Origin of the sequence: Glycomyces sp. NPDC021274 (assembly GCF_040641195.1) — a bacterium.
GTDB lineage: Bacteria > Actinomycetota > Actinomycetes > Mycobacteriales > Micromonosporaceae > Glycomyces.
In genome coordinates this window covers 782,289-803,891 of sequence record NZ_JBFADC010000001.1, presented here as the reverse complement: position 1 = coordinate 803,891, position 21,603 = coordinate 782,289, and the positions used below count along the sequence as shown (strand labels likewise).

Here is a 21,603-nt window from a genome sequence, read left to right as displayed (position 1 = left end):
CTCGGTGCGTCAGATGCTGAGCGACCAGCTGTTCAGCGTGCCGCTCGAACCGCCTGCATACGTGTCGGTGACGCGAAGTGTCCATGTGCCCGAACGGTTCTCGGAGGACAGGTTGACGCTGTAGGTGGTGGCGATGTTCGCGCCGGAGCCGCCGGCGGACTTGAGCGTGCGGCTCGTGCCATCAGGGGCGATGAGCGCGATGGTGATGTCGCCGCTGTACGGGTGGGTGATGTTGACGCTCACCGCGCTCGTCGAGGACGCGGTCCCGGTGCAGGACAGGGCGATGGTCGAGTTCAGCGGCGAGCCTTCGGGGATCGCGGCGGGCGTGGTCTTGGAGCCGCTGCAGTTCGTGGGGGTGCCGCCGGAGGAACCGCAGTAGTTGGTGAGGTGCGACTGGATCGCCGACTTCTCGGCGGCGTCGATCGACAGGTTGTACAGGTACTTGACGTGGGTCCAGGCTTTGACGTAGTCGCAGCGGAGCCCGGTGGTGTTGACGGGCATCCACTCGGCGGGGTCGTAGTCGCTCTTGGAGGAGTTCGCGGAGGTCGTGGCGATCCACAGCTGCGGGGAGTTGATGTCGTTGGCGAAGGCCTGGCGCTGGGCGGTGGTCCAGGACCAGGCGCCGGAGGCCCAGGCCTCGGAGAGGGCGACGACGTGGTCGATGGTGGCGTTGGAGACCGTGGTCGTCCAGGTGTTGTCGAAGTCGGACTGCCAGTTGCCGGAGGTGGGCTGGCAGCCGTCGCTGGTGACGACGTTCTGGCCGTCGCGCTTGAGCACGTGCTGGCGGGCGGTGCAGCTGCCGGTGCCGCTCACGGACCGCCAGTGCGGGAAGAGGCTGCGGTCGTAGCTGGAGGCGTGGGACTCGGCGGCGACGGTGAGCGCGTTGAGCTCGGACTGCGCGGTCGCGGTGGACGGGATGCCCGGGGGCCGAACGGCTTCGGCGGGCGCGGCGTCGAGGATGACGACCGAGAGGACGGCCAGCGCGGTCGCGGCGAGCGCGGCCAGCGCGCGGCGGGCGGGGAGGGTCCAGGAAGGCATTGCGGCTCCTGAGGTGAGGCGGTCGGGGTGACCGATGGGGTGGTCGCGGGGAACTGGGTACTACGTGACATGTCACATGGCATCGGAATCGGACGCCAGTTGGGCCTGCCGGGGACGGATGGGGACGCAGGCCTGGATTGATCAAATCATGGGATGATCGGTTATGGCAAGTGTCACAGTAGATTGTTCACATTCCCGACACTGGCCGGTCGGTGGAGCGCGGCCGGGAGTTCGCCGAAAGCTTCAGGGGCACAACGGCAATCGCCCGTGGCGTCGGGCGCCCTTCGAGAGGGAGGCGCTGACGGCGGGCGGCGAGTCGCCGACGACCCGAATATGAATGGTCTCGACCATCCCGTTCGAGGCGTTAGGCGCGAGCGCGGCCCGAAGCTTGGGATTCGGTGTCGTACCCACGGGGCATTGTCGATTCGGGGGTGCTTGCGAATGTCCGATTTGCTGGGACTCTCCGTTCACGTTCGAGCCCCGGCCGCCGCTGCGGCGCGTCGTTTCGAAGCCGTGCGAGTGGCTACTGCACTTCGCGCCTCGGGTTGAGCTGGTCGATGAACCACACGTCAACGAGGTCGCTCACGATGGCGCGCACCGGTTCCGAGGCCTCCTCGATGGGCTCGCCGTCGGTGCGGCCGATGACCACGTACATCAGGTAATGCCCGTAGGTGTTGTAGCCGACCATGGTCGCGGCGCGGCCGAGCTCCTCGGCTTCGCCGTCGGTCCGCAGGGCGGCGAAGCCGCCTTCGAGGCCCGCCTCGATCGCGGCGCGCAGTGCATCCGCCTCGGCCGTGTCGGCCAGGTTGAGGACGCCCGCGGTCGCCGCGTACTCGCCGTCGGGGTTGATGAGCGTCGCGCGCACGGTCTGGGTGCAGTCGGCGTCGGCCAGCAGCTCGGCGAGCTCGTCGAGTCCGGCGTCGGCGCAGTTCGAGAGTTCTTCCGTCTCAAGGACTTTGTACGCGCCGGTGCCGCCGGCCGGGGTGATCGAGTCCGCCCCGAACAGCTCCTCGATCGAGATCGGTGCGGTGTCGGTCGCGCGGCTGGCGATCGGGTCGACCACCTCGGGCGCCGCCTCTGTGTCGTCCACTGCGGACGGCTGGTCCGCGGCGGGCTCGGCGCTCGGCGCGGACGGGTCAGGTTCGCCCTCGCGGAGCACGATGAACGCCCCGGCCGTGCACGCCCCGACGACCGCGAGCGCGCTCACGATCACGAGCGTGACCAGCCACCACTTCGTGCGGCGCCGGGCGCGCTGGGCGGCGCGGCGCAGGGGACGCGAGGCCTGGATCTGGTCCAGGTGCTCCTCCATCTCCTCTTCGGGCGAGCGCCGCCCGCGCGTGGGCGAGCGGTCTCCCGCGCCGAGCCGCACGGTCGGCGTGCGGTCCTCGGGGCTGAGCCGCGCGGTGGGCGCGCGCATCTGCGAGCGCTCGTCGTACTCCGACCAGTCGAATCCTGGATTGTCCGGAGGCCGGTGCGCCTGCGTCTCCTGGGGAACTCCGAACGGTGACGGGCCATGTGCCATGGAGGCAGCTTAGACCCGGGAACCGCCGAAACCGGGAAGCGTTCCCCCGGGAGAAGGACGGCATGGGGCGGCGTTCATCTCCCCGGGTGACAAGCCGTGCCACGTGACATATCACATGTCACGCAGTGCACTCGAGTGTGCGAGCGACACCGACCCGGTGGCACATCACATGTCACGCAGCACTCCCGGGGTCGGAGACGGCCCACGTCTCTAACCGGCCGATCCGGGCGACCGGCGCAGGACGGGCAGGCGACAATGGTCGGCATGTCCAAAGGCCCAGCCGACCAGCCAGAGCACTACTTCAGCGAGCAGCCCGCCGTCGACGACCGCGAGCGCACCGTCGAGTTCACGCTCGACGGCGTCGAATACAAGCTGACCTCCTCGACGGGGGTCTTCTCCGGCTACCGCCTCGACCCCGGCACCAGCGTGCTGCTGAACAAGGTCGTACCGCCGGAGACCGCCGGGACCTTCCTCGACCTCGGCTGCGGGTACGGGCCGATCAGCGCCGTGCTCGCCCAGCGGAGCGACGCCGAGGTCTGGGCCGTCGACGTCAACCGCCGCGCTCTCGACCTGACCCGCCGCAACACCGCGAAGGCCCCCGGCACGGTGCACGTCGCCGCGCCCGAGGACGTCCCGGCGGACGTGCGGTTCGACGAGATCTGGTCCAACCCGCCCATCAAGGTCGGCAAAGAGGCCCTGCACGAACTGCTCGAGACCTGGCTGCCGCGTCTGAAGGACGGCGGCGTCGCCTGGCTCGTCGTCTCCAAGCACCTCGGCGCCGATTCCCTCGCGCGCTGGCTCGCCGACAACGGCTGGGAAGTCGACAAGCACGCGAGCGCCAACGGCTACCGCGTCCTGAAGGTCGAACGCGCGGAGGCATAGCGGCGCGAGCCGAGTCGGACCGGGCGGGGCGCGCCCATTGCGCCCCTCAGGTACTCGGCGGACGCCGACGAATCAGTTCATCGAAATGTGCGGATAAACTGTCGCCGAGTCGGGCCGTGAGCGGGCCGACCCGGGCCGAATCGGTCCGGCAGGACTGATTTGCATCGTTGTAGAATCAGCGCGGACCGAGGAGGTGCGATGGCGGCGACTTTGCGCGATGTCGCGAAACTGGCAGGCGTCTCATTCAAGACCGTCTCGAATGTCATCAACGACTACCCGCACGTCCGCCCCGCGACCAGGGAGAAGGTCGAGCGCGCGATCGCCGAGCTCGGCTACAAGCCGAACCTCAACGCCCGCAGCCTGCGCTCGGGCCGCACCGACACCGTCGCCCTCGCCGTCCCCGAGCTCAACCTGAGCTACTTCGCCGAGCTCGCCGGGATGGTCATCGCCGCGGCCGAGGAGTCCGGCCTCACGGTGGTCGTCGAGCAGACCGGCGGCGACCGCGACCGCGAGCTCGCGCTGCTGCGCAGCCCGCGCCTGAGCATGACCGACGGCCTCATTCTCAGCCCGCTCGGCATGGGCCAGGAGGACGCCGACGCGCTCAACGTCCCGTTCCCGCTGGTGCTCCTCGGCGAGCGGACCTTCGACTGGCCGTGCGACCACGTGACGATGCGGAACGTCGAGGCCGCCCGCGCCGCCACCGAGTACCTGCTCGCTTCGGGCCGCCGCCGGATCGCCGTCATCGGCGAGTACGAAGGTGAGGTCATGGGCTCGGCCCGGCTCCGCCTGCGCGGCTACCGCGAGGCGCTCGCCGCCCACGACGTGCCCTACGACGCCTCGCTCGTGGTCCGCGCGACCCTGTGGCACCGCGCCGACGGCGCCCGCGCCATGCACGAGCTGCTCGATCGGGACGTGCCGTTCGACGCGGTCTTCGGCTTCAACGACACCATGGCGCTCGGCGCGATGCGCGTGCTCCAGGAGGCCGGCCGCCGCGTGCCCGAGGACGTGGCCGTGATCGGCTTCGACGACCTCGACGAGGCCGCCTACTCGATCCCCTCGCTCACCACAGTGGACCCCGGTCGGGAGTGGCTGGCGCGCACCGCACTCGAGACGCTGCTCGCGCGCATCGCCGAGGTCGGCCCGAAGGAACCGCCCCGGACCGAGCTGGCCGATTACACGATCGTCGAGCGCGAGTCCGCGCCGAGGAACTGACCGCAGGGCGCAGGGCGAGCCCGTTCCGGGTCCCGACCCCGCGGTCGGCAATCCCGCTTCGATGCCGGTCGCTCGCGGCCTCGTACACCGACAATTTACAACGTTGTATTATGCGTCCGGGACGTCGTACGGCCATCAATGCCCGCAGGTCAAGCCCACGGTCGCGGATCTGATCACGGATCGGAAACGAAGTGGAAAAGAACGGCGGGTCGCGTTGACAGTCGCGACACGGCGGGCGTACGCTTCCCGAACTTACAACGTTGTACAAACGGTTCCCCCAGTACAGGACCCCCTCGACGTTGTTCGTACCAACTGCATGCCGCATCACTCATTGACAGCGCCGGTTGTGACAGCACAGCTGCGTTGGGAGGGAACTGAAATGAAACGCAAAACGGTCCTCATGGGCGGCGCCGGCAGCGCCGCGCTGGCCTTCCTCGGATCCGGATGCTCGGGCGACGGCGAGACCGGCGGTCCGGCGACGCTCACCTTCTGGCACGGCTACACCGAGGCGGACGGCGACGTGCTCCAGGGCATCGTCGACGACTTCAACGCCTCCCAGAGCGACATCACGGTGAACACCGAGGTCAAGACCTGGGCCAGCATCGACGACACCCTGCTGACGGCCCTGTCCGCCGGCGAGGGCCCCGACATCGTCGCCATGCCCGCCGAGCGCCTCCCGGTCTACGCCGACAAGGGCGCCCTGGTCGAGCTCACCAGCTTCTACGCCGACGACTCGTCCAACACCGCGAACCTCATCCCCGGCGCGGTCGCGATGATCGAGGTCGAAGGCACCAGGTACGGCGTGCCCACCGGCTTCGTGCCGCTGGCCGTCTACTACAACACCGCGCTGTTCGAGGCCGGCGGCGTCACCGAGTTCCCGGCCACCTGGGACGAGTGGGTCGCCGCCGCCAAGCAGCTCACTGTGGACGAAGACGGCGACGGCACCCCGGAGCAGTACGGAGTGGTCCTGCCCGACCACGCCACCGTCGCCAATGGACTCTGGCCGTCCCTGTTCTACGGCAACGGCGGTGACATCGTGAGCGAGGGGATCGACGCGGTCATCGATTCGCCCGAGAACGCCGCGACGCTCGAGTACTGGCGTGCGGCCATTGTGGATGACAAGATCTCGCCCACCGGCATCGACGGCGTCGGCGCCGACGAGCTGTTCGGCGCCGGCAAGGCCGCCATGACCATCGGCGGCCCCTGGATGGCCTCCATCGCCGCTGAGAACGGCATCGAGTGCGCCATCGCCGCGATCCCGGCCGGGCCCGCGACCCAGGCCGCCTCCGCCATCGGCGTCTCCATGGCCGTCACGGTGGACGCGGACGACAACGCCCGCGCCGCCGCCGAGCAGTTCTTCGCGTTCTTCCTGAACGACGAGAACGCCGCCGCCTGGTCGCTCGGGTCCGGCTGGCCGCCGCTGCGCACCGACGTGCCCGCCGAAGCGGTCAACTCGAACGCGGTCGTCGCCTCGCTGACCGAGATCGCCGACCTCGGCCGCCCGCTCCTGCCCGGCGTCGTCAACAGCGTCGACGTGCTCGCCGCCGTGGACGAGCTGACCCAGCGCGCCATCGCGGGCGACGACATCGCCGACCTGCTCGCCCAGGCCCAGGAGACCATCCAGAACGCGCTCTAGCCAGGCCGGAACGAAGTCCGAACAGGACAGCGACCGGCGGGGACGCCGCCCCTCGGCGTCCCCGCCGCACCAAGGGGAGTGAAGGAGACCATGACCACCGCACCACCGACGGGCCGGCGGTACCGCCCGCCCGCACCGCTGGGCGGACGCCGCCGCGCCGACAGTCCCGCGCACCGCACCGCCAAAGCCGCCGCGTTCCTCGCCCCGGCCCTGATCGTCCTGGGCGCGTTCACGATCTGGCCCATGCTCTCGGCGCTACGACTGTCCTTCACGGACGCCAGCGGCTTCGGCGACCCCGAGTTCATCGGCCTGGAGAACTACATCGGGGTCTTCACCGACCCCGACATCCTCAACGCCGTCACGAACACCGCGCTCTACACCGTGCTGTTCACGCCCGTCGCGGTCGTCGCCGCGCTCGGGCTCGCGCTGCTGCTCAACAATCCGCGCCTGCCCTTCCGGGGCTTCTTCCGCACCGCCCTGTTCGTGCCGTTCGTGGTCTCGTTCTCCGTGGCCGCCTTCGCCTGGAGCTACCTCGTCGACCCGCAGGTCGGCCTGCTCAACTACTGGCTGCGCGGCCTCGGCATCCAGATCGGCAACGTCCTGGAGGACCCGCACCTGGCCATGCCCATGGTCGTGCTCGTCGCCGTCTGGAAGCTCTTCGGCTTCTACTTCGTGATCTTCCTGGCGGGCCTGCAGGACATCCCGACCTCGGTCTACGAGGCGGCCCGCATGGACGGCGCGGGCGCGTGGTCGCGCCTGCGCAACGTCACCCTCCCGATGCTGTCGAACACGATGGCGTTCGTGCTCATCTTCGCGATGATCGCCGCGCTCCAGGCCTTCGACCAGATCTACGTGATGACCGGCGGCGGCCCTTACGGCAGCACCCAGACCCTCGTCATGGAGATCTACGAGTCCGGCTTCCGCAAACTCGACATCGGCTTCGCCTCGGCGTTGTCGTACGTGCTGCTGGCCGCGACCCTGCTGCTGAGCCTCGCGCAGTTCGTGTTCTTCGGCCGCAAAGAAAAGGACCTGGCATGAGGACGCGACTCCGGGGACTCAAGCCCTCCACTGTGCTCACGACGATCGCGTTCGTCGTCGTCACCGCCCTGGTGCTGCTGCCGATCGCGATCATCGTGCTCACCGCGTTCAAGCCCGCGGCCGAGGTCAACGCCTACCCGCCGAGCCTGCTGCCCGGCGACTGGACGCTCGACAACCTCAAGACCGTGACCTCCGAGCTGCCGTTCGCGCGACTGGTCGGCAACAGCTTCGTGTTCGCCGGCGGGGTCACGCTCTTCGCGCTCGTCTTCGACTCGCTCGCGGCATACGCCTTGGCGCGCTTGGACTTCAGGGGACGCAAGCTCCTGCTCATCGTCATCATCGCGACGCTGATGATCCCGTTCCAGGCCACGCTCATCCCGCTGTACCAGCTCGTGGCCGACCTCGGCTGGGTGAACACGTACACCGGGCTCATCGCGCCGCGCGCCGCCGACGCGTTCGGGATCTTCTTCCTGCGCCAGTTCTTCCTCGCGCTCCCGCGCGACATCGACCAGGCCGCGCGCATCGACGGCGCGGGGGAGTTCCGGATCTTCCGGTCCATTGTGCTCCCCAACGCCGTCCCCGCCCTGCTCACCTTGGGGCTCTTCACCTTCGTCAACAACTGGAACGACCTGCTGTGGCCGCTGGTGTTCACCACCGACGCCGAGATGGGCACCATCACCTCCGGCCTGACGCAGCTCACCGGACCCAGCGGCATCGTGCCCCACGGCGTGATGATGGCCGGCTCGCTCATCGCGATCCTGCCGCTCGTCATCGCGTTCCTCTTCATCCAGCGGCGCTTCATCGAGAACATCGCAACGACAGGACTCAAATGACCGGCTCCCCCAATTGGCCCCTCGGCGACGCTCGCGGAGCTGTGAATTGGCACCGCGACGGCGGCCTGCACTTCGCCGTCGGTGTCGAGGACACCTTCGTGCCCCAGGCCGGGCCGGGCGAGCGGCCGATCGACGAGTACGAGCTCACCGAGCACTACGACCGGTGGCACGCCGACCTCGGCCTCGCCGTCGAGGCGGGCGCCGAGCTCGTGCGGTGGGGCGTGCCGTGGCATCGCATCCAGCCCGAACCCGGCCGCTGGGACTGGGAATGGCTCGACCGCGTCATGGACCGCTACGCCGAGCTCCACCTTCGGCCCATTGTGGACCTCATGCACTACGGCACTCCACTGTGGTTGGAACGGCAGTTCGCCAATCCGGACTACCCGAAGCTCGTCGCCGAGTACTCCGCCCGCGTCGCCGAACGCTACGCGCACCTCGGCGTCCACGACTACACGCCGGTGAACGAGCCGATGATCCACGCGCTCTTCTCCGGCGAGTACGCGTACTGGCCCCCGTACCTCTCAGGGCCGCAAGGGCTCAGCACCATGGTCGGGCAGCTCGCCCGCGGCTTCGTGCTCGCCCAGCGCGCCATGCGCGACGTCCTCGGCGACCGCGGCGTCTTCGTCCACGTCGACGCCGGCATGCGCTACGTCGGCGACACCGAAGTCCCGGAGCACCGCGAGCACGCGGCCCGCCTGAAGAACCAGGTCTTCCTCGTCGAAGACCTCGTCACCGGCCGCGTCGACGACGCCCACCCGCTCACGCCGCACCTGCGTGCCAACGGGTGGAACGACGCCGACCTCGCCTGGTTCGCCGAGGCGCCCGTGCTCCCCGACGTCATGGGCGTCAACTACTACCCGCGCCACTCGACCGAGGTCTTCGAGGCCGGGGTCTTCCACGGCGGCGGCTTCCGCGACCCGCGCCCGACCCGCGACGACGGCGTCACCGGCCTGAACGAGCTCATACGCGAGGCCCACACCCGGTACGGGGCGCCGGTCATGCTGACCGAGACGTGCGTGACCGGATCGGTCAAGGAGCGGCTCGACTGGCTCGACGAATCCGTTGCGGCCCTGCACGACCTGCGCGCCTCCGGCGTCGACGTCGTCGGATACACGTGGTGGCCCCTGTTCGACATGTACGAATGGACCTACCGCCATTCGGAGCAGCCGCGCGAGGCGCACCGGCTCACCATGGGGCTGTGGCGACTCGAGGAGCGGGAGACGGGCCTTGAACGCGTCCGGACCGACATCGTCGAGCGCTTCCGCCACCACGCGACCGGCGGGTAGCCGGAGAGCGGCGGTGTCCAGTACCTGACACCGCACTTGCGAAAGGTCCTCGCGATGACGTAGCGTAACGGCCGTAAACGAATAAAACCCACGGGAGTCCGATGCATCGGGCTGAGAGGGGACTTGGTAGTCCCGACCGTCGAACCTGATCCAGATCATGCTGGCGCAGGGAGAAGGAGCTATGCGCGCTACTCGTCTACCCCGACTTCACGTCATCACCGACACCCGCGGACCGGTCGCACCGCCGAACACGCCGCGATTCGGCGCAACGCTCCGTGACCCGGTCCTCGGACTCGCTGACTCCCTTGCCGTGTCGCTCGAACCGACCGCCGTCCCTCCGGCCGCCGGGCCGATCCTCCAAGCGCCGCAGGGAGTGGTCTCCCTGCAACGCGACGTGCTGGCCGTGACCGGCTCGGCCGGGCCGGGGCGCGACGCCGTCAGCTTTGCCACGCACCGCGATCCGCTGCTCGCGATCGAGGCCGCGCTGGCGGCGGGGGCGCGCCTCGTCCAGGTCCGGCCCGAGGATCACTACACCGATCGGGCGGCCTTCGACCTCGCGACCGCGATCGCTGCGCTCTGCGACCAGTACGGGGCGGTCTGCCTGGTCAACGACCGGGTGCACATCGCGCAGGCGGTCGGCGCCGACGGCGTCCACCTCGGCGCGGACGACCTTCCCCTCGACGCGGCGCGCCGCATCCTTCCCGCCGCTTCGATCATCGGCGGCACCGCCCGCGACCCGGAATCGGCCCGAGCCGCCCGTCGCGCCGGGGCGACCTATCTCGGTGTCGGACCGGTCTGGGGGACCACGACGAAAGCCGGTCTGCCGCAACCGATCGGGCTTGAAGGCCTGGCCGCGGTCTGCGAGGCCGTCGACCTGCCGGTGATCGCCATCGGCGGCATCACCGCCGAGCGCGCGGCGCTGTGCCGACAGGCCGGAGCCCATGGTGTGGCGGTCGTCGGCGCGATCGCGGGTGCCGCCGACCCGCGCCAGGCGACGGTGGAACTCCTTGAAGCCGTGGGGGAGAGCCCGGAGGCAGCACACGACGACGGCAGCCGAGACTGGCGGGCCGCAGGCGGTTCGCGCGGTGAGCGCTTCGGCGCGGTCGGCGTTCGGAACACCGGCCACGGCGATCCGGACGCAGGAGACCGGCAGGTCGGGCACCGCTCTGCCGATCATCACGCCCTGCCGGTCGCCGGGGACACCATGCACGATCACCTCGGCGGCCGGAGCGAAGCGCCCGATACCGGCCTCCTGCGAGGGGTGGGCGAGGCCTGATGCGCATCGCCATCGTCGGCGCCGGCTCGATCGGGCTCGCCGTCGCGTGGCGGGCCGCCCAGTCCGGGGCCGAGGTCGTCGTGCACGACCCCGATCCGGGCTCGGGCGCCTCGCGCGTGGCCGCCGGCATGATCGCTCCCGTCACCGAATCCCATTACGGCGAGGAGGCACTCGGCCCGTTCATGGCCGAATCGGCCGACGCCTGGCCCGACTTTGCCCGCGAACTTGAAGCGGCCTCCGGCCTGCACCTCGGCTTCCGCGACGTGCCGACGCTCGTCGTCGGCGTCGAGGACGGCGACCGCGCTGAGATCGACCGGCAGGCGGCGCTGTACCGGTTCACCGCAAGGAACGTCGAAACGCTGTCGGCGCGCGCCGCTCGCAAGGTCGAGCCGCTGCTGAGCCACCGGGTGCGTGGCGGCGTGCTCGCGCCGGAGGACCGGGCCGTGGATCCGCGAGTAGTACATGACGCACTACTGATCGCGGCGGAGCGGGCCGGGGTGGCATTGCGCACCGAGCGCGTCGACGCCCTCGCGGCGCTCGACGCCGACCAGGTGGTCATCGCGGCCGGCTGCGGATCGGCGAGATTTTTCGGTGCGGGTGCGGGTGCGGGTGCGGGTGCGGGTGCGGGTGCGGGTGCGGGTGCGGGTGCGGGTGCGGGTCGGAGATCGGACTGGGGCCCGGACCTGATGGGTTCACTCGGCGATGGCGATGGCGATGGCGATGGCGACCGTGGCGGCAACCGGGATGACGGTTACGGCGATCGAGCGATCGACGGGGACCGCGGGAGCCGCGACCGCGAGAACGAGCATGCCACCGCCGCCTCGTGGCATCTGCCGGTGCGGCCGGTGCGCGGCGCGGTGCTGCGGCTCCGGGCGGTCGGCGACCAGCCGGTGCCCCGAACCACCGTGCGCGGCTTCGTGAAAGGGCACCCGATCTACATCGTCACCCGCGAAAGCGGCGAGATCGTGGTCGGCGCCTCGAGCGACGAACGCGGGTTCGACCAGCGCACCGGCACCGCCGGAGCCGTGTACGACCTGCTGCGCCGCTCGATCGAGCTCGTGCCCGAGATCGCTGAATACCACCTCGATGAGGTGAGCGTCGGCTTCCGCCCCGGCACCCCGGACAACCTGCCCCTCATCGGCCGCCTCGACGAGCGGACCGTGGCCGCCACCGGCCACTACCGCAACGGCATCGCCCTCATCCCCGCGACAGCGACCGCAGTCGCCGCGCTGCTCAACGGAAACGAGAAGGCGGTCCCGGCGGCCTTCGACCCGCGTCGCTTCGGGACGGCGCAGGACCAGCGCTCGGATCGCTCGCCGCGGATCAATCTGTCGGAACAGCAGCGCGCCGAATGCGAGCCGTCCGAGGAGCAGCGCGCAGGAGCTCTGGCGCGGATCGAGGAAGCCGACAGGCGAGATGCGGTCAGCGCTGCGCCGGACCAGAGCGCCGACGCGCAATCGGCGAGCGGTCCGCCGCGTCGCGACGAGCTGCGACCGTCGCGAGCGGACCCGTTCGAGGGCAGCGACCAGCGCCACGCCGCGCCGTTCGCAGGCGCCCCCGAATCAAGGGTGCCCGGCGGGTCTGACAAATCCGGTGACCGCCCACCGCGCAGCGGCTCCGATGCGGCCGAATCCAATTCCACCCACGAGGAGGCTGACTCATGAAGATCGAGGTCAACGGCGAAGCGCGCGAAGGCATCGCCACCATCACCGACGCGGTCGCCGCCGTCACCACCGCGCGCCGGGGCATCGCCGTGGCGCTCAACGGGGAAGTCGTGCCGCGGTCCGAATGGGACCGTCCGCTCGCCGACGGCGACGCTGTCGAAGTGCTCACCGCGACCCAAGGAGGCTAGCCATGCCACAGCACGCCACCGCCCGCACCGACCCGACCCGCGACGCCGACCTGAAGATCGCCGACAAGACCTTCACGTCGCGCCTCATCCTCGGCACCGGCGGCGCCGCCAACCACGCCCAGCTCGCCGAGGCGATCACCGCCTCCGGCACCGAGCTCGTCACCGTCGCGCTGCGTCGCGTCGACCCCGGCGCGTCCGGGTCCCTCCTCGACGTCATCGAACGCTGCGGGGTCGAACTCCTCCCCAACACCGCCGGGTGCTTCACCGCGGAGCAGGCCGTGCGCACCGCCAAACTCGCCCGTGAAGCATTCGGCACCAACTGGATCAAGCTCGAGGTCATCGGTGACGAGGACACCCTCCTCCCCGATCCCGTCGAACTCCTCGACGCCGCCGAGACCCTGGTCGCCGACGGGTTCACCGTTCTGCCCTACACGAGTGACGACCCGGTGCTGGCCCGCCGCCTGGAGGACGCCGGGTGCGCCGCGGTGATGCCCCTCGCCGCGCCCATCGGCACCGGCCTCGGCGTGCGCAACCCGCACAACATGGCGCTGATCTGCGAGAACGCCAACGTGCCGGTCGTCTGCGACGCCGGGATCGGCACCGCTTCGGATGCCGCGCTGGCGATGGAGCTCGGCTGCTCGGCGGTCCTCCTCGCCACCGCGGTGACCCGCGCCGCCGACCCCGCGCTCATGGCCGCCGCGATGCGCGATGCCGTGAGCGCCGGCCGCGCCGCCCGTCTCGCGGGCCGCATTCCCAAGCGCCACTTGGCCAATGCCTCATCGAGCTTCGAGGGGATGGCCGACCTGTGAGCCGCGCAGCATCGGGAAAGTCGCAGCGGCAGCCGCCCGTGGCGCTGACCATCGCCGGGTCCGACTCCGGCGGCGGCGCGGGCATCCAAGCGGACCTGCATACGTTCGCTGCGCATGGCGTGTACGGCACCAGCGTCATCACCGCGATCACCGCGCAGAACACGCGCGGTGTCACCGCCGCCGAGGCGGTGGGGGTGGATCTGGTTCAGGCCCAACTGGATGCGGTCCTCGGCGACTTCTCGGTCGCGGCGGTCAAGACCGGGATGCTGGGCGGCGACGCGCTGCTCGCGCTCGTCGCGCAGTACGGCGAGGCCGAGCGGCTGCCGAACCTCGTGGTCGACCCGGTGATGGTCACGACGACCGGCGACTCGCTGTTCGCGGGCGACCCGGCCGCGTACCTCGCGCGGCTCGGCCCGCTCGCGACCCTCTTGACGCCCAACCTGATCGAAGCGCGACAACTCCTCGGCCGCGAGATCACCACGGTCGACGACATGCGCGAGGCCGCCCGCGCCCTGGCGACTTACGGGCCGCGAGCAGTGCTGGTCAAGGGCGGTCACCGCGAGGAGGACGCCGGTCTGGCGCAGCGCAGCGGCGTGGACGAGGGCGAACCGACGAGTGGCGGTCGCGGTGAGCGCATCAGCGTCCGCGGGTCGGAGGACACCGGGGGACCGCCGAGCGGCCCGGGTGAGCCTGGCGGAATGCGAAGCGGCCGGGGTGAGCGCCGCGACGATCCGCGCACCTCGGGTGGAACCGCCGGCGCCGCAGGCGGTTCGGGCTCGGCGATCGACGTGCTGTGGTGCGACGGCCGGATGCTCGAATTGACGGCGCCGCGGGTCGCGACCCGCAACGACCACGGCACGGGGTGCACGCTCGCCTCGGCGATCGCGGCGCGGCTCGCGCTCGGACACCCGCTGCCGCAAGCGGTCTCGGGCGCGAAGACGTACGTGACCGAGGCGTTGCAGGCCGCAGCGGACTGGCGGCTCGGCCTCGGCCCAGGGCCGGTCCATCACCATCATGCGCATTTACCGCCCGCGCACATCGCGGAAGCCGCGCGCCGCGGATCGAGGAACGCGAGATTCACCCGGGACTCTGCGCACTCCCGAGCCGCACCACCACCGCGGCAAAGGCGCGCCGAGCGGTCGTCTCGGCGCGACCGGCGCAACGCGGCGGGCGGGTTCCGCCCGTGGCCGCTGCGGGTGGTCCTGCAAGGGGCCGCTCCGGCGCAAGCGGCCCAGGTCGACGGGTGCCGCACGCGCTCTCGCGTTCCGCAGCGCCGCTTGGTTTCCGGGGACGCCGAAGGCGCTATTGGCGATTCGGTGGGCCCCCGGTTCCAACCCTGACATCGGGGTCTGACACTGCCGCGCCGCTCACGATTCGAACAGTGCGCGCGGACCGATCGAGATTCGTATCGAACCACTGCAAGGAGACAGCATGAACGCCAGAAGCAAGGTCTACGCCGAAGGCCCGCGTCCCGACATCCAGGTGCCGTTCACCCAGGTCGAGCTGGCCGGCGGCGAGCCGCCGGTCCGGCTCTACGACACGTCCGGGCCCGGGTCCGATCCCGAGGTGGGGCTGCCGAAGCTGCGCGCGGGCTGGATCGCCGAGCGCGCCGGAGCCGCGTCGAGCACGATCGAGCACGAAGGCGACCAGCTCGACTGCCCCACGCAGCTCCACTACGCCAAGCAGGGCATCGTCACCCCTGAGATGGAGTTCGTCGCCGTCCGCGAAGGCCTCGAGGCCGAGTTCGTGCGCGCCGAGATCGCCGCCGGCCGGGCGATCCTGCCCGCCAACGTCAACCACCCCGAGACCGAGCCGATGATCATCGGCAAGCACTTCCTCACGAAGATCAACGCGAACATCGGCACCTCCGCCGTCTCCGACTCCGTCGCCGCCGAGGTCGAGAAGCTCACCTGGGCCACCAAGTGGGGCGCCGACACCGTGATGGACCTGTCCACCGGCAAGCACATCCACGAGACCCGCGAGCACATCATGCGGAACTCCCCGGTCCCGATCGGCACCGTCCCGCTCTACCAGGCCCTCGAGAAGGTCAACGGCGACCCGGTGAAGCTCAACTGGGAGGTCTACCGCGACACGATCATCGAGCAGGCCGAGCAGGGCGTCGACTACATGACCGTCCACGCCGGGGTCCTCCTGCGGTACGTGCCGCTCGCGGCCCGCCGCGTCACCGGGATCGTCTCCCGCGGCGGTTCGATCATGGCCGCCTGGTGCCTCGCCCACCACGAGGAGAACTTCCTCTACACGCACTACCGCGAACTCTGCGAGATCTTCGCGAAGTACGACATCGCGTTCTCCCTCGGCGACGGCCTGCGCCCCGGCTCCATCGCCGACGCCAACGACGACGCCCAGTTCGCCGAGCTCCGCACCCTCGGCGAGCTCACCCACATCGCCTGGGAGTACGACGTCCAGGTCATGGTCGAGGGCCCGGGCCACGTCCCGATGCACAAGATCAAGGAGAACGTCGACCTCCAGCAGGAGATCTGCGGCGAGGCCCCGTTCTACACGCTCGGCCCGCTCACCACCGACGTCGCGCCCGCCTACGACCACATCACCTCCGCGATCGGCGCGGCCATGATCGGCTGGTTCGGCACCGCGATGCTCTGCTACGTGACGCCGAAGGAGCACCTGGGCCTGCCCAACCGCGAGGACGTCAAGGAGGGCGTGATCGCCTACAAGATCGCCGCCCACGCCGCCGACCTCGCCAAGGGCCACCCGAAGGCACAGGAGTGGGACGACGCGCTCTCCAAGGCCCGCTTCGAGTTCCGCTGGCAGGACCAGTTCAACCTCTCGCTCGACCCCGACCGGGCCCGCGAGTACCACGACGAGACCCTGCCCGCCGAACCGGCGAAGACCGCGCACTTCTGCTCCATGTGCGGCCCCAAGTTCTGCTCCATGAAGATCAGCCAGGAGCTGAAGGAGTACGCCGAGAAGGGCATGGCCGAGAAGAGCGACGAGTTCACCGCCTCCGGCGGCAAGGTCTACCTCCCGGTCGTGGACGCCGCCTGACCCCCACGGTCGGCGGCTCCGGCCGCCGACCGGTGGGCCCGCTGGAGGGGGGTCGGTATCGTGAGACGATCCATCGGCCCCCCGCCAGACCCCCGATCCGGAGGAGCAGTCGTGAGCGACTACCAGCCCATCGCCGTCGACACCGCCGAAGACCTCACCTGGGGGATCACCGGCCGGCTCGGCGACCTGTTCAAGGGCCTCGAGATCGAGATCGTCCCCACCAACCCGAATGCCCCCTGCTGACGACCGGGGACGCGGCACGCTCCGCCTCCACGTCCCCGACCTCCAGATCCAGGACCTCGACACCGACTCGGCGCTCGGGATCGTCACGATGGCGAAGGCCGCGCCCGCGATCCTCGTCGACGGGCGCCCCGCCGGAGCCGCCGAGGACGGCCGCATCGAGCTGCGACTCCACGCCGGCCGCCATCGCGTCGAGATCATGGTCCGGCAGGTCTACGAGACCGTCGCCGTCGACATCCGCGCCGGGGCGACCATCGACCTGCACCTCGGTCATCACCTCGACCGCCACGGCGGCGGCCGCGACCGGGTGCACGCCGGCACCGAGGAGCACGTGAAGCAGGCCCTCGCGCGATCCTCGTCGCCGAGCGTCGTCAGCGGCGTGCGCTGGGGCTGCGGCCTGTGGTTCCCGGCGCTCATCGTCGCGTTCGTCGTCGGCCTCCTCCTGCGCGAACCGCTCGGTTGGGACGCCGGGCCGGTCACGGTGGGCATCATCGGGGCGGCCACGGCCGTGTCGCTGACCGCCGGGCTCGCCGCCGCCTACGGCAGGCGCCGCGACCCGCTCGACCCCGCCGCGACCGCACCCGCCCCGCTCGCCCTGCCCGACTCGCCCGCACTGATCCTGCCCGCCGCCGCGGCCCCGCCCGCCGGCACCGGCATCCTCCTGCGCGTCCGCCCCCGCCCGCGCACCATGCACATGATCGGCATGGACAAGCGCCTGCGCGACACCATCGGCCTGCGCCGGTACGAGTTCTTCGGCAACGAGCTCACCGACTGGGTCGACGCCCCGCACGTCCACCTCGACGGACGGCCGCTCGGCTCGGCCTGGGGCACCTGGTGGATCCCCGCCCCGCAGGGCCCCGCCCGCCTGTACGTCAGCGTCGGCGGCATCCGCGACCCCCGCAGTGCGCACCCGGCCGGACCGGCGTTCGAAGCCGAGACCGAAGTGACCGTCCCCGCGGCCGGTGCGGCCGAGATCACCGCCTGGTTCAACTTCCTCGACATGGTGAACGAACGCGAACGCGCCCGGCCGCAGGTCGCCTCGCGCTGGCAGCGGATCCTGCGCGCCGTGGACCGGTACCGGTCCGTCGCCGAGCAGGCGGCCGCCGAACCCGGACTCGAGTTCACCCAAGGCACCGAACTCCCGCGCTGAAAGGGCTGTAGCCGAGGTCACGGCGGCCGCCTTCAGGGGGGCCGCCACCACCGCGTAGACTTGGCAGCTGTTGTTCGAGTGACTTCGCACCGGGCCCGCTAACGGCCCGCACGCTTCACCGCGAAAGCACTGTCCAACGAATCCCACGCCCGCGGCCCAGCGCCGCGGAGCGCGCCGATCTCGGCCCCGGGGATTCAGGCGGTCCCGCCCTCATCCGCGGGATTCGTTCCACACCGACAACGAAAGCTAGGTAAACCTGTGCGCACGTACAGCCCTAAGCCGGGTGACATTGACCCGCAGTGGCTCGTGATCGACGCGACCGACGTGGTGTTGGGCCGGCTCGCGACGCACGCTGCCGAACTGCTCCGCGGCAAGCACAAGCCGACCTTCGCACCGAACGCGGACACCGGTGACTACGTCATCATCGTGAACGCCGAGAAGGTCGTGCTGACCCGGAACAAGCTCCAGACCAAGAAGGCCTACCGCCACTCCGGCTTCCCGGGCGGACTCAAGGAGAAGTCGTACGCCGACTTCATGGAGAAGGCCCCCCACAAGGTCGTCGAGAAGGCCGTCTTCGGCATGCTGCCGAAGAACAAGCTCGGTCGCGCCGTGTCCAAGAAGCTGAAGGTCTACGCGGGTCCCGGCCACCCGCACACCGCCCAGCAGCCGAAGCCGTACGAGATCAAGAAGATCGCGCAGTAGGCGCGGGCGGAACAGGAGCATCCACATGAGTGACGAGATCCAGGCCAACGAGGCCACTGAAGCAACCGAGGCCGCCGAGGTCGTCGAGACCGAAGCCCCCGAGGCCCCCGTCGAGGTCGCCGAGACCGCCGTCGAGGTTCCCGAGGTCCCTGTCGACGTCCCCGCCGACGTCGCCGCCGCGCCGTCCGTGCCGAGCATCCCCGTGGTGCCGTCCGACCGCGCGATCCAGACCGTGGGCCGCCGCAAGCGCGCGATCGCCCGCGTCCGCCTGGTCGCCGGCACCGGCAAGTACGTCGTCAACGGCAAGACCCTCGAGGACTACTTCCCGAGCAAGGTCCACCAGCAGACCGTCGCGGAGCCCTTCGTGACCGTCGAGGCCGGCGACAACTTCGACGTCCTGGTCAACATCAAGGGCGGCGGCGCCACCGGCCAGGCCGGCGCGCTCCGCCTCGGCATCGCCCGCGCCCTGCTCGAGGTCGACCCGAACATGCGCCCGGCCCTCAAGGCCGCCGGCTTCCTGACCCGCGACGCGCGCGAGAAGGAATCGAAGAAGTACGGCCTCAAGAAGGCCCGCAAGGCACCGCAGTACTCGAAGCGCTAGCACGCCTTCCCCGCCCACGAAGCTTGCGATCCGTGAGTTTCGGGCAGCGGGGAACGCGCTAGTCTGCACAAGCGACGGGGCTGCCGAGGAGGACATCCTCGGCAGCCCCCGTTTTTTTATGCCACAACGATGGGAAGCCACACCGTGTCACGACTGTTCGGCACCGACGGCGTACGAGGGCGGGCGAACGCCGACCTCACGCCCGACCTGGCACTCCGCCTCAGCATCGCCGCCGCGCGGGTCCTCGGTGCGGCTGACCGCCGCGCCGTCGCCGTCATCGGCCGCGACCCCCGCGCCTCCGGCGAGATGCTCGCCGCCGCCAGCGCCGCCGGCCTCGCCGCGGCGGGCGTGAAAGTCATCGACCTGGGCATCCTCCCCACGCCCGCGGTCGCCCACCTCACGGCCCTGACCGGCGCCGACTTCGGCGTCATGATCTCGGCCTCGCACAACCCCATGCCCGACAACGGCATCAAGTTCTTCGCGGCCGGCGGCCGCAAGCTCCCCGACGAGGTCGAGGACGCCATCGAGGCGGCCATGAACGACACGACGCCGCTGCCGCAGGGCGAGGGCGTCGGTCGCATCGTCCGCTCGGTCGACCCCGTCGAGTCGTACATCGAGCACCTGGTCGCGGCCTGCCCGCACCCGCTCGAGGGCATCAAGGTCGTGCTCGACCCCGCCAACGGCGCCGCCACGGGCGCCGCCCCCGAGGCCCTGCGTCGTGTGGGCGCCGAGGTCATCACGATCAACGCCGACCCCGACGGGCTCAACATCAACGAGGACTGCGGGTCCACCCACATGGGCGGGCTGCGCGCGGCCGTCGTCGAGCACGGCGCGCACGCCGGCATCGCGCTCGACGGCGACGCGGACCGCTGCCTCGCGGTGGACGCGAACGGCGCCGACGTCGACGGCGACGCGATCATGGCGATTCTGGCGCTGGCGATGCGCGAGGCCGGGCAGCTGCGCGGCGACACGCTCGTCACGACGGTGATGAGCAACCTCGGCCTGCACCAGGCGATGGGCGCGGCCGGGATCAAGCTCGAGGTCACCGGGGTGGGCGACCGGTACGTGCTCGAGCGCATCGGCGAGGGCGGCTACTCGCTCGGCGGCGAGCAGTCGGGGCACATCATCGTCTCCGACCACGCGACCACGGGCGACGGGACGCTCACGGCGATCCTGCTGCTCGCGCGCATGGCCGCCACCGGGAAGTCGCTGGAGGAGCTCGCCTCCGTGTTCACGCCCGCGCCGCAGGTGCTGGTGAACGTGCGGGTGACCGACAAGTCCGTGATCGACCATGCGGACGTGCGCAGTGCCGTGGCGCTGTGGCAGGCGAAGCTCGGCTCCGACGGCCGGGTCCTGCTGCGGCCCTCCGGCACCGAGCCGCTCGTCCGGGTCATGGTCGAGGCCTCGGAAGAGCCGGTGGCGGTGTCGGTGGCGGCCGAGCTCGTCGCGGTCGTCGAACACGCCATGGGCTGATTCCGACCATCTGGTTTGCGTAGCGGGAGGGCACCTGAGCGGTGCCCTCCCGTTGGCATAGATGCACTAAGCTCACGCCCTATGGACAACCCAATCGTCTGGATCCTGATCCTCCTGTTGTTGATCGGCCTGATCCTGGTGTTCGCCGCCCTCGGCGGACGCAACAAACTGGTGCGAATGCGCAACATCACCCAGGAGTCTTGGGCGCAGATCGATGTCGAGCTCCAGCGTCGGTACGACCTGCTGGACAACCTGATGTACGTCGTGCAGCAGGCCGCGGGCTCGGAGAACGCGACGCTGCGGCAGGTCGCCGAGGCGCGCGCGGCGGCCATGCAGACCCGGCAGGACCCGAACGCGGGCCACGCCCAGCAGGGCCAGGCCGAAGGCCAGCTCGGGAACGCCATCCGCGGCGTCATCCACATGCAGGAGTCCTACCCCGCCCTGCAGACCAACCAGAACTTCCTGCAGCTCCAGCAGGAGATCACCGAGACCGAGAACCGCATCGCGGCCCCGCGCCGGTTCTACAACGCGAACGTGCGCGAGTACAACACCGCGCTGCAGGTCTTCCCAGGTTCGATCTCCGCGAAGATGGGCGGCTTCAAGCCCGAGGAGTACTTCGAGCTCGACAATCCGGCGGCCCGCACGGCGCCGAAGATGCGCGACATGGGCCAGCCGGCGTACATGCAGCAGCCGCCGGTCCAGCAGCAGCAGATGCCGCCGCAGCCGGCACCCGGTCAGATGCCGCCCGGCTACGGCCAGCCGCAGCAGGTCGGCTACCAGCAGCAGCCGCCGCAGCAGCCCGGATACGGCCAGCCCGTCCCGCAGCCCGGCTACGGGCAGCAGCCCCAGCAGCCCGGTTACGGCGCCCCGCAGCCCGGTTACGGCCAGCCTGCGCCCCAGCCCGGTTACCCGCAGCAGCCCCAGCAGCCGCAGCAGCCCGGATACGGCCAGCAGCCCTACGGCCGGTAGGCCCCCGCACCTGCATTTTCGGCGAAGCTTGCGAGCCGTCCCCCAGCCCTGAACGCCCGT

General features: G+C 70.5%; 19 protein-coding genes, 1 pseudogene and 1 riboswitch. Of the genes and pseudogenes, 18 read left to right on the top strand and 2 right to left on the bottom strand.

The window, feature by feature from the left end; all coding sequences use genetic code 11:
* Positions 1-9: 9 nt before the first annotated feature.
* Together AB0I03_RS03645 and AB0I03_RS03640 are read right to left on the bottom strand one after the other, a co-directional pair.
* Complete coding sequence (locus tag AB0I03_RS03645) at positions 10-1,038, bottom strand: proprotein convertase P-domain-containing protein (RefSeq protein WP_360405751.1); 1,029 nt, start codon at positions 1,036-1,038, stop codon at positions 10-12.
* A 523-nt stretch (positions 1,039-1,561) separates the two neighbouring features.
* Positions 1,562-2,560: a hypothetical protein gene (locus AB0I03_RS03640; protein ID WP_360405749.1), complete on the bottom strand. Its 999-nt coding sequence runs from the start codon at positions 2,558-2,560 to the stop codon at positions 1,562-1,564.
* Positions 2,561-2,824: 264 nt separating this feature from the next.
* Between AB0I03_RS03640 and AB0I03_RS03635 the strand changes: the two genes are divergently transcribed.
* From AB0I03_RS03635 to AB0I03_RS03550, 18 genes and pseudogenes are all read left to right on the top strand, one after another.
* Positions 2,825-3,442, top strand: coding sequence for a methyltransferase (locus tag AB0I03_RS03635; RefSeq protein WP_360405746.1), 618 nt, complete (start codon positions 2,825-2,827; stop codon positions 3,440-3,442).
* Between the two features lie 198 nt (positions 3,443-3,640).
* The gene (locus tag AB0I03_RS03630; protein ID WP_360405743.1) at positions 3,641-4,654 is read left to right on the top strand and encodes a LacI family DNA-binding transcriptional regulator; all 1,014 of its coding nucleotides are present in this window, start codon (positions 3,641-3,643) and stop codon (positions 4,652-4,654) included.
* 379 nt (positions 4,655-5,033) lie between these two features.
* Positions 5,034-6,290 (top strand): extracellular solute-binding protein, encoded by a 1,257-nt coding sequence (locus tag AB0I03_RS03625; RefSeq protein ID WP_360405740.1) that lies wholly within the window; start codon positions 5,034-5,036, stop codon positions 6,288-6,290.
* A gap of 90 nt (positions 6,291-6,380) precedes the next feature.
* A complete protein-coding gene (locus AB0I03_RS03620) occupies positions 6,381-7,328 on the top strand; it encodes a sugar ABC transporter permease (protein ID WP_360405737.1) in 948 nt (315 codons plus the stop codon).
* Positions 7,325-8,161 carry a carbohydrate ABC transporter permease gene (locus AB0I03_RS03615; RefSeq protein ID WP_360405734.1) on the top strand — a complete coding sequence of 279 codons (837 nt, stop codon included), beginning with the start codon at positions 7,325-7,327 and terminating at the stop codon, positions 8,159-8,161. Before AB0I03_RS03620 ends, AB0I03_RS03615 begins: the two co-directional genes overlap by 4 nt.
* Before the next feature lie 41 nt (positions 8,162-8,202).
* On the top strand, positions 8,203-9,447 hold the full coding sequence (locus tag AB0I03_RS03610; RefSeq protein WP_360405731.1) for a family 1 glycosylhydrolase: 1,245 nt from the start codon (positions 8,203-8,205) through the stop codon (positions 9,445-9,447).
* 82 nt (positions 9,448-9,529) lie between these two features.
* Positions 9,530-9,636, top strand: a riboswitch (TPP riboswitch).
* A 274-nt stretch (positions 9,637-9,910) separates the two neighbouring features.
* Positions 9,911-10,465, top strand: a pseudogene (gene thiE / locus AB0I03_RS03605) (thiamine phosphate synthase); the annotation flags it as partial.
* 257 nt (positions 10,466-10,722) lie between these two features.
* Entirely contained in the window at positions 10,723-12,387 is a 1,665-nt protein-coding gene (locus tag AB0I03_RS03600) for an FAD-dependent oxidoreductase (protein ID WP_360405728.1), read from the top strand.
* Positions 12,384-12,575 carry a sulfur carrier protein ThiS gene (thiS, locus tag AB0I03_RS03595; RefSeq protein ID WP_360405725.1) on the top strand — a complete coding sequence of 64 codons (192 nt, stop codon included), beginning with the start codon at positions 12,384-12,386 and terminating at the stop codon, positions 12,573-12,575. Before AB0I03_RS03600 ends, thiS begins: the two co-directional genes overlap by 4 nt.
* Positions 12,576-12,577: 2 nt before the next feature.
* Positions 12,578-13,384 carry a thiazole synthase gene (locus tag AB0I03_RS03590; protein WP_360405722.1) on the top strand — a complete coding sequence of 269 codons (807 nt, stop codon included), beginning with the start codon at positions 12,578-12,580 and terminating at the stop codon, positions 13,382-13,384.
* A complete protein-coding gene (gene thiD / locus AB0I03_RS03585) occupies positions 13,381-14,724 on the top strand; it encodes a bifunctional hydroxymethylpyrimidine kinase/phosphomethylpyrimidine kinase (RefSeq protein ID WP_360405719.1) in 1,344 nt (447 codons plus the stop codon). Before AB0I03_RS03590 ends, thiD begins: the two co-directional genes overlap by 4 nt.
* Positions 14,725-14,815: 91 nt before the next feature.
* A complete protein-coding gene (thiC, locus tag AB0I03_RS03580; protein WP_360405716.1) occupies positions 14,816-16,408 on the top strand; it encodes a phosphomethylpyrimidine synthase ThiC in 1,593 nt (530 codons plus the stop codon).
* 111 nt (positions 16,409-16,519) lie between these two features.
* Positions 16,520-16,651, top strand: coding sequence for a hypothetical protein (locus AB0I03_RS03575; protein WP_360405713.1), 132 nt, complete (start codon positions 16,520-16,522; stop codon positions 16,649-16,651).
* Entirely contained in the window at positions 16,638-17,798 is a 1,161-nt protein-coding gene (locus AB0I03_RS03570) for a hypothetical protein (protein ID WP_360405710.1), read from the top strand. The genes AB0I03_RS03575 and AB0I03_RS03570 overlap by 14 nt, the downstream gene beginning before the upstream one ends.
* A gap of 258 nt (positions 17,799-18,056) precedes the next feature.
* Positions 18,057-18,500: a 50S ribosomal protein L13 gene (rplM, locus tag AB0I03_RS03565; protein WP_270115708.1), complete on the top strand. Its 444-nt coding sequence runs from the start codon at positions 18,057-18,059 to the stop codon at positions 18,498-18,500.
* Positions 18,501-18,525: 25 nt separating this feature from the next.
* On the top strand, positions 18,526-19,101 hold the full coding sequence (rpsI, locus tag AB0I03_RS03560; protein ID WP_353895412.1) for a 30S ribosomal protein S9: 576 nt from the start codon (positions 18,526-18,528) through the stop codon (positions 19,099-19,101).
* Between the two features lie 144 nt (positions 19,102-19,245).
* The gene (glmM, locus tag AB0I03_RS03555; protein WP_360405706.1) at positions 19,246-20,574 is read left to right on the top strand and encodes a phosphoglucosamine mutase; all 1,329 of its coding nucleotides are present in this window, start codon (positions 19,246-19,248) and stop codon (positions 20,572-20,574) included.
* Between the two features lie 81 nt (positions 20,575-20,655).
* A complete protein-coding gene (locus AB0I03_RS03550; protein WP_360405703.1) occupies positions 20,656-21,543 on the top strand; it encodes a LemA family protein in 888 nt (295 codons plus the stop codon).
* Positions 21,544-21,603: the final 60 nt, after the last annotated feature.

Excerpts from the sequence above, each read along its gene's own strand:
- AB0I03_RS03645 (WP_360405751.1), bottom strand. The coding sequence starts at position 1,038 with ATGCCTTCCTGGACCCTCCCCGCCCGCCGCGCGCTGGCCGCGCTCGCC.
- AB0I03_RS03640 (WP_360405749.1), bottom strand. The coding sequence starts at position 2,560 with ATGGCACATGGCCCGTCACCGTTCGGAGTTCCCCAGGAGACGCAGGCG.
- AB0I03_RS03635 (WP_360405746.1), top strand. The coding sequence starts at position 2,825 with ATGTCCAAAGGCCCAGCCGACCAGCCAGAGCACTACTTCAGCGAGCAG.
- AB0I03_RS03630 (WP_360405743.1), top strand. The coding sequence starts at position 3,641 with ATGGCGGCGACTTTGCGCGATGTCGCGAAACTGGCAGGCGTCTCATTC.
- AB0I03_RS03625 (WP_360405740.1), top strand. The coding sequence starts at position 5,034 with ATGAAACGCAAAACGGTCCTCATGGGCGGCGCCGGCAGCGCCGCGCTG.
- AB0I03_RS03620 (WP_360405737.1), top strand. The coding sequence starts at position 6,381 with ATGACCACCGCACCACCGACGGGCCGGCGGTACCGCCCGCCCGCACCG.
- AB0I03_RS03615 (WP_360405734.1), top strand. The coding sequence starts at position 7,325 with ATGAGGACGCGACTCCGGGGACTCAAGCCCTCCACTGTGCTCACGACG.
- AB0I03_RS03600 (WP_360405728.1), top strand. The coding sequence starts at position 10,723 with ATGCGCATCGCCATCGTCGGCGCCGGCTCGATCGGGCTCGCCGTCGCG.
- thiS (WP_360405725.1), top strand. The coding sequence starts at position 12,384 with ATGAAGATCGAGGTCAACGGCGAAGCGCGCGAAGGCATCGCCACCATC.
- AB0I03_RS03590 (WP_360405722.1), top strand. The coding sequence starts at position 12,578 with ATGCCACAGCACGCCACCGCCCGCACCGACCCGACCCGCGACGCCGAC.
- thiC (WP_360405716.1), top strand. The coding sequence starts at position 14,816 with ATGAACGCCAGAAGCAAGGTCTACGCCGAAGGCCCGCGTCCCGACATC.
- AB0I03_RS03570 (WP_360405710.1), top strand. The coding sequence starts at position 16,638 with ATGCCCCCTGCTGACGACCGGGGACGCGGCACGCTCCGCCTCCACGTC.
- rpsI (WP_353895412.1), top strand. The coding sequence starts at position 18,526 with ATGAGTGACGAGATCCAGGCCAACGAGGCCACTGAAGCAACCGAGGCC.
- AB0I03_RS03550 (WP_360405703.1), top strand. The coding sequence starts at position 20,656 with ATGGACAACCCAATCGTCTGGATCCTGATCCTCCTGTTGTTGATCGGC.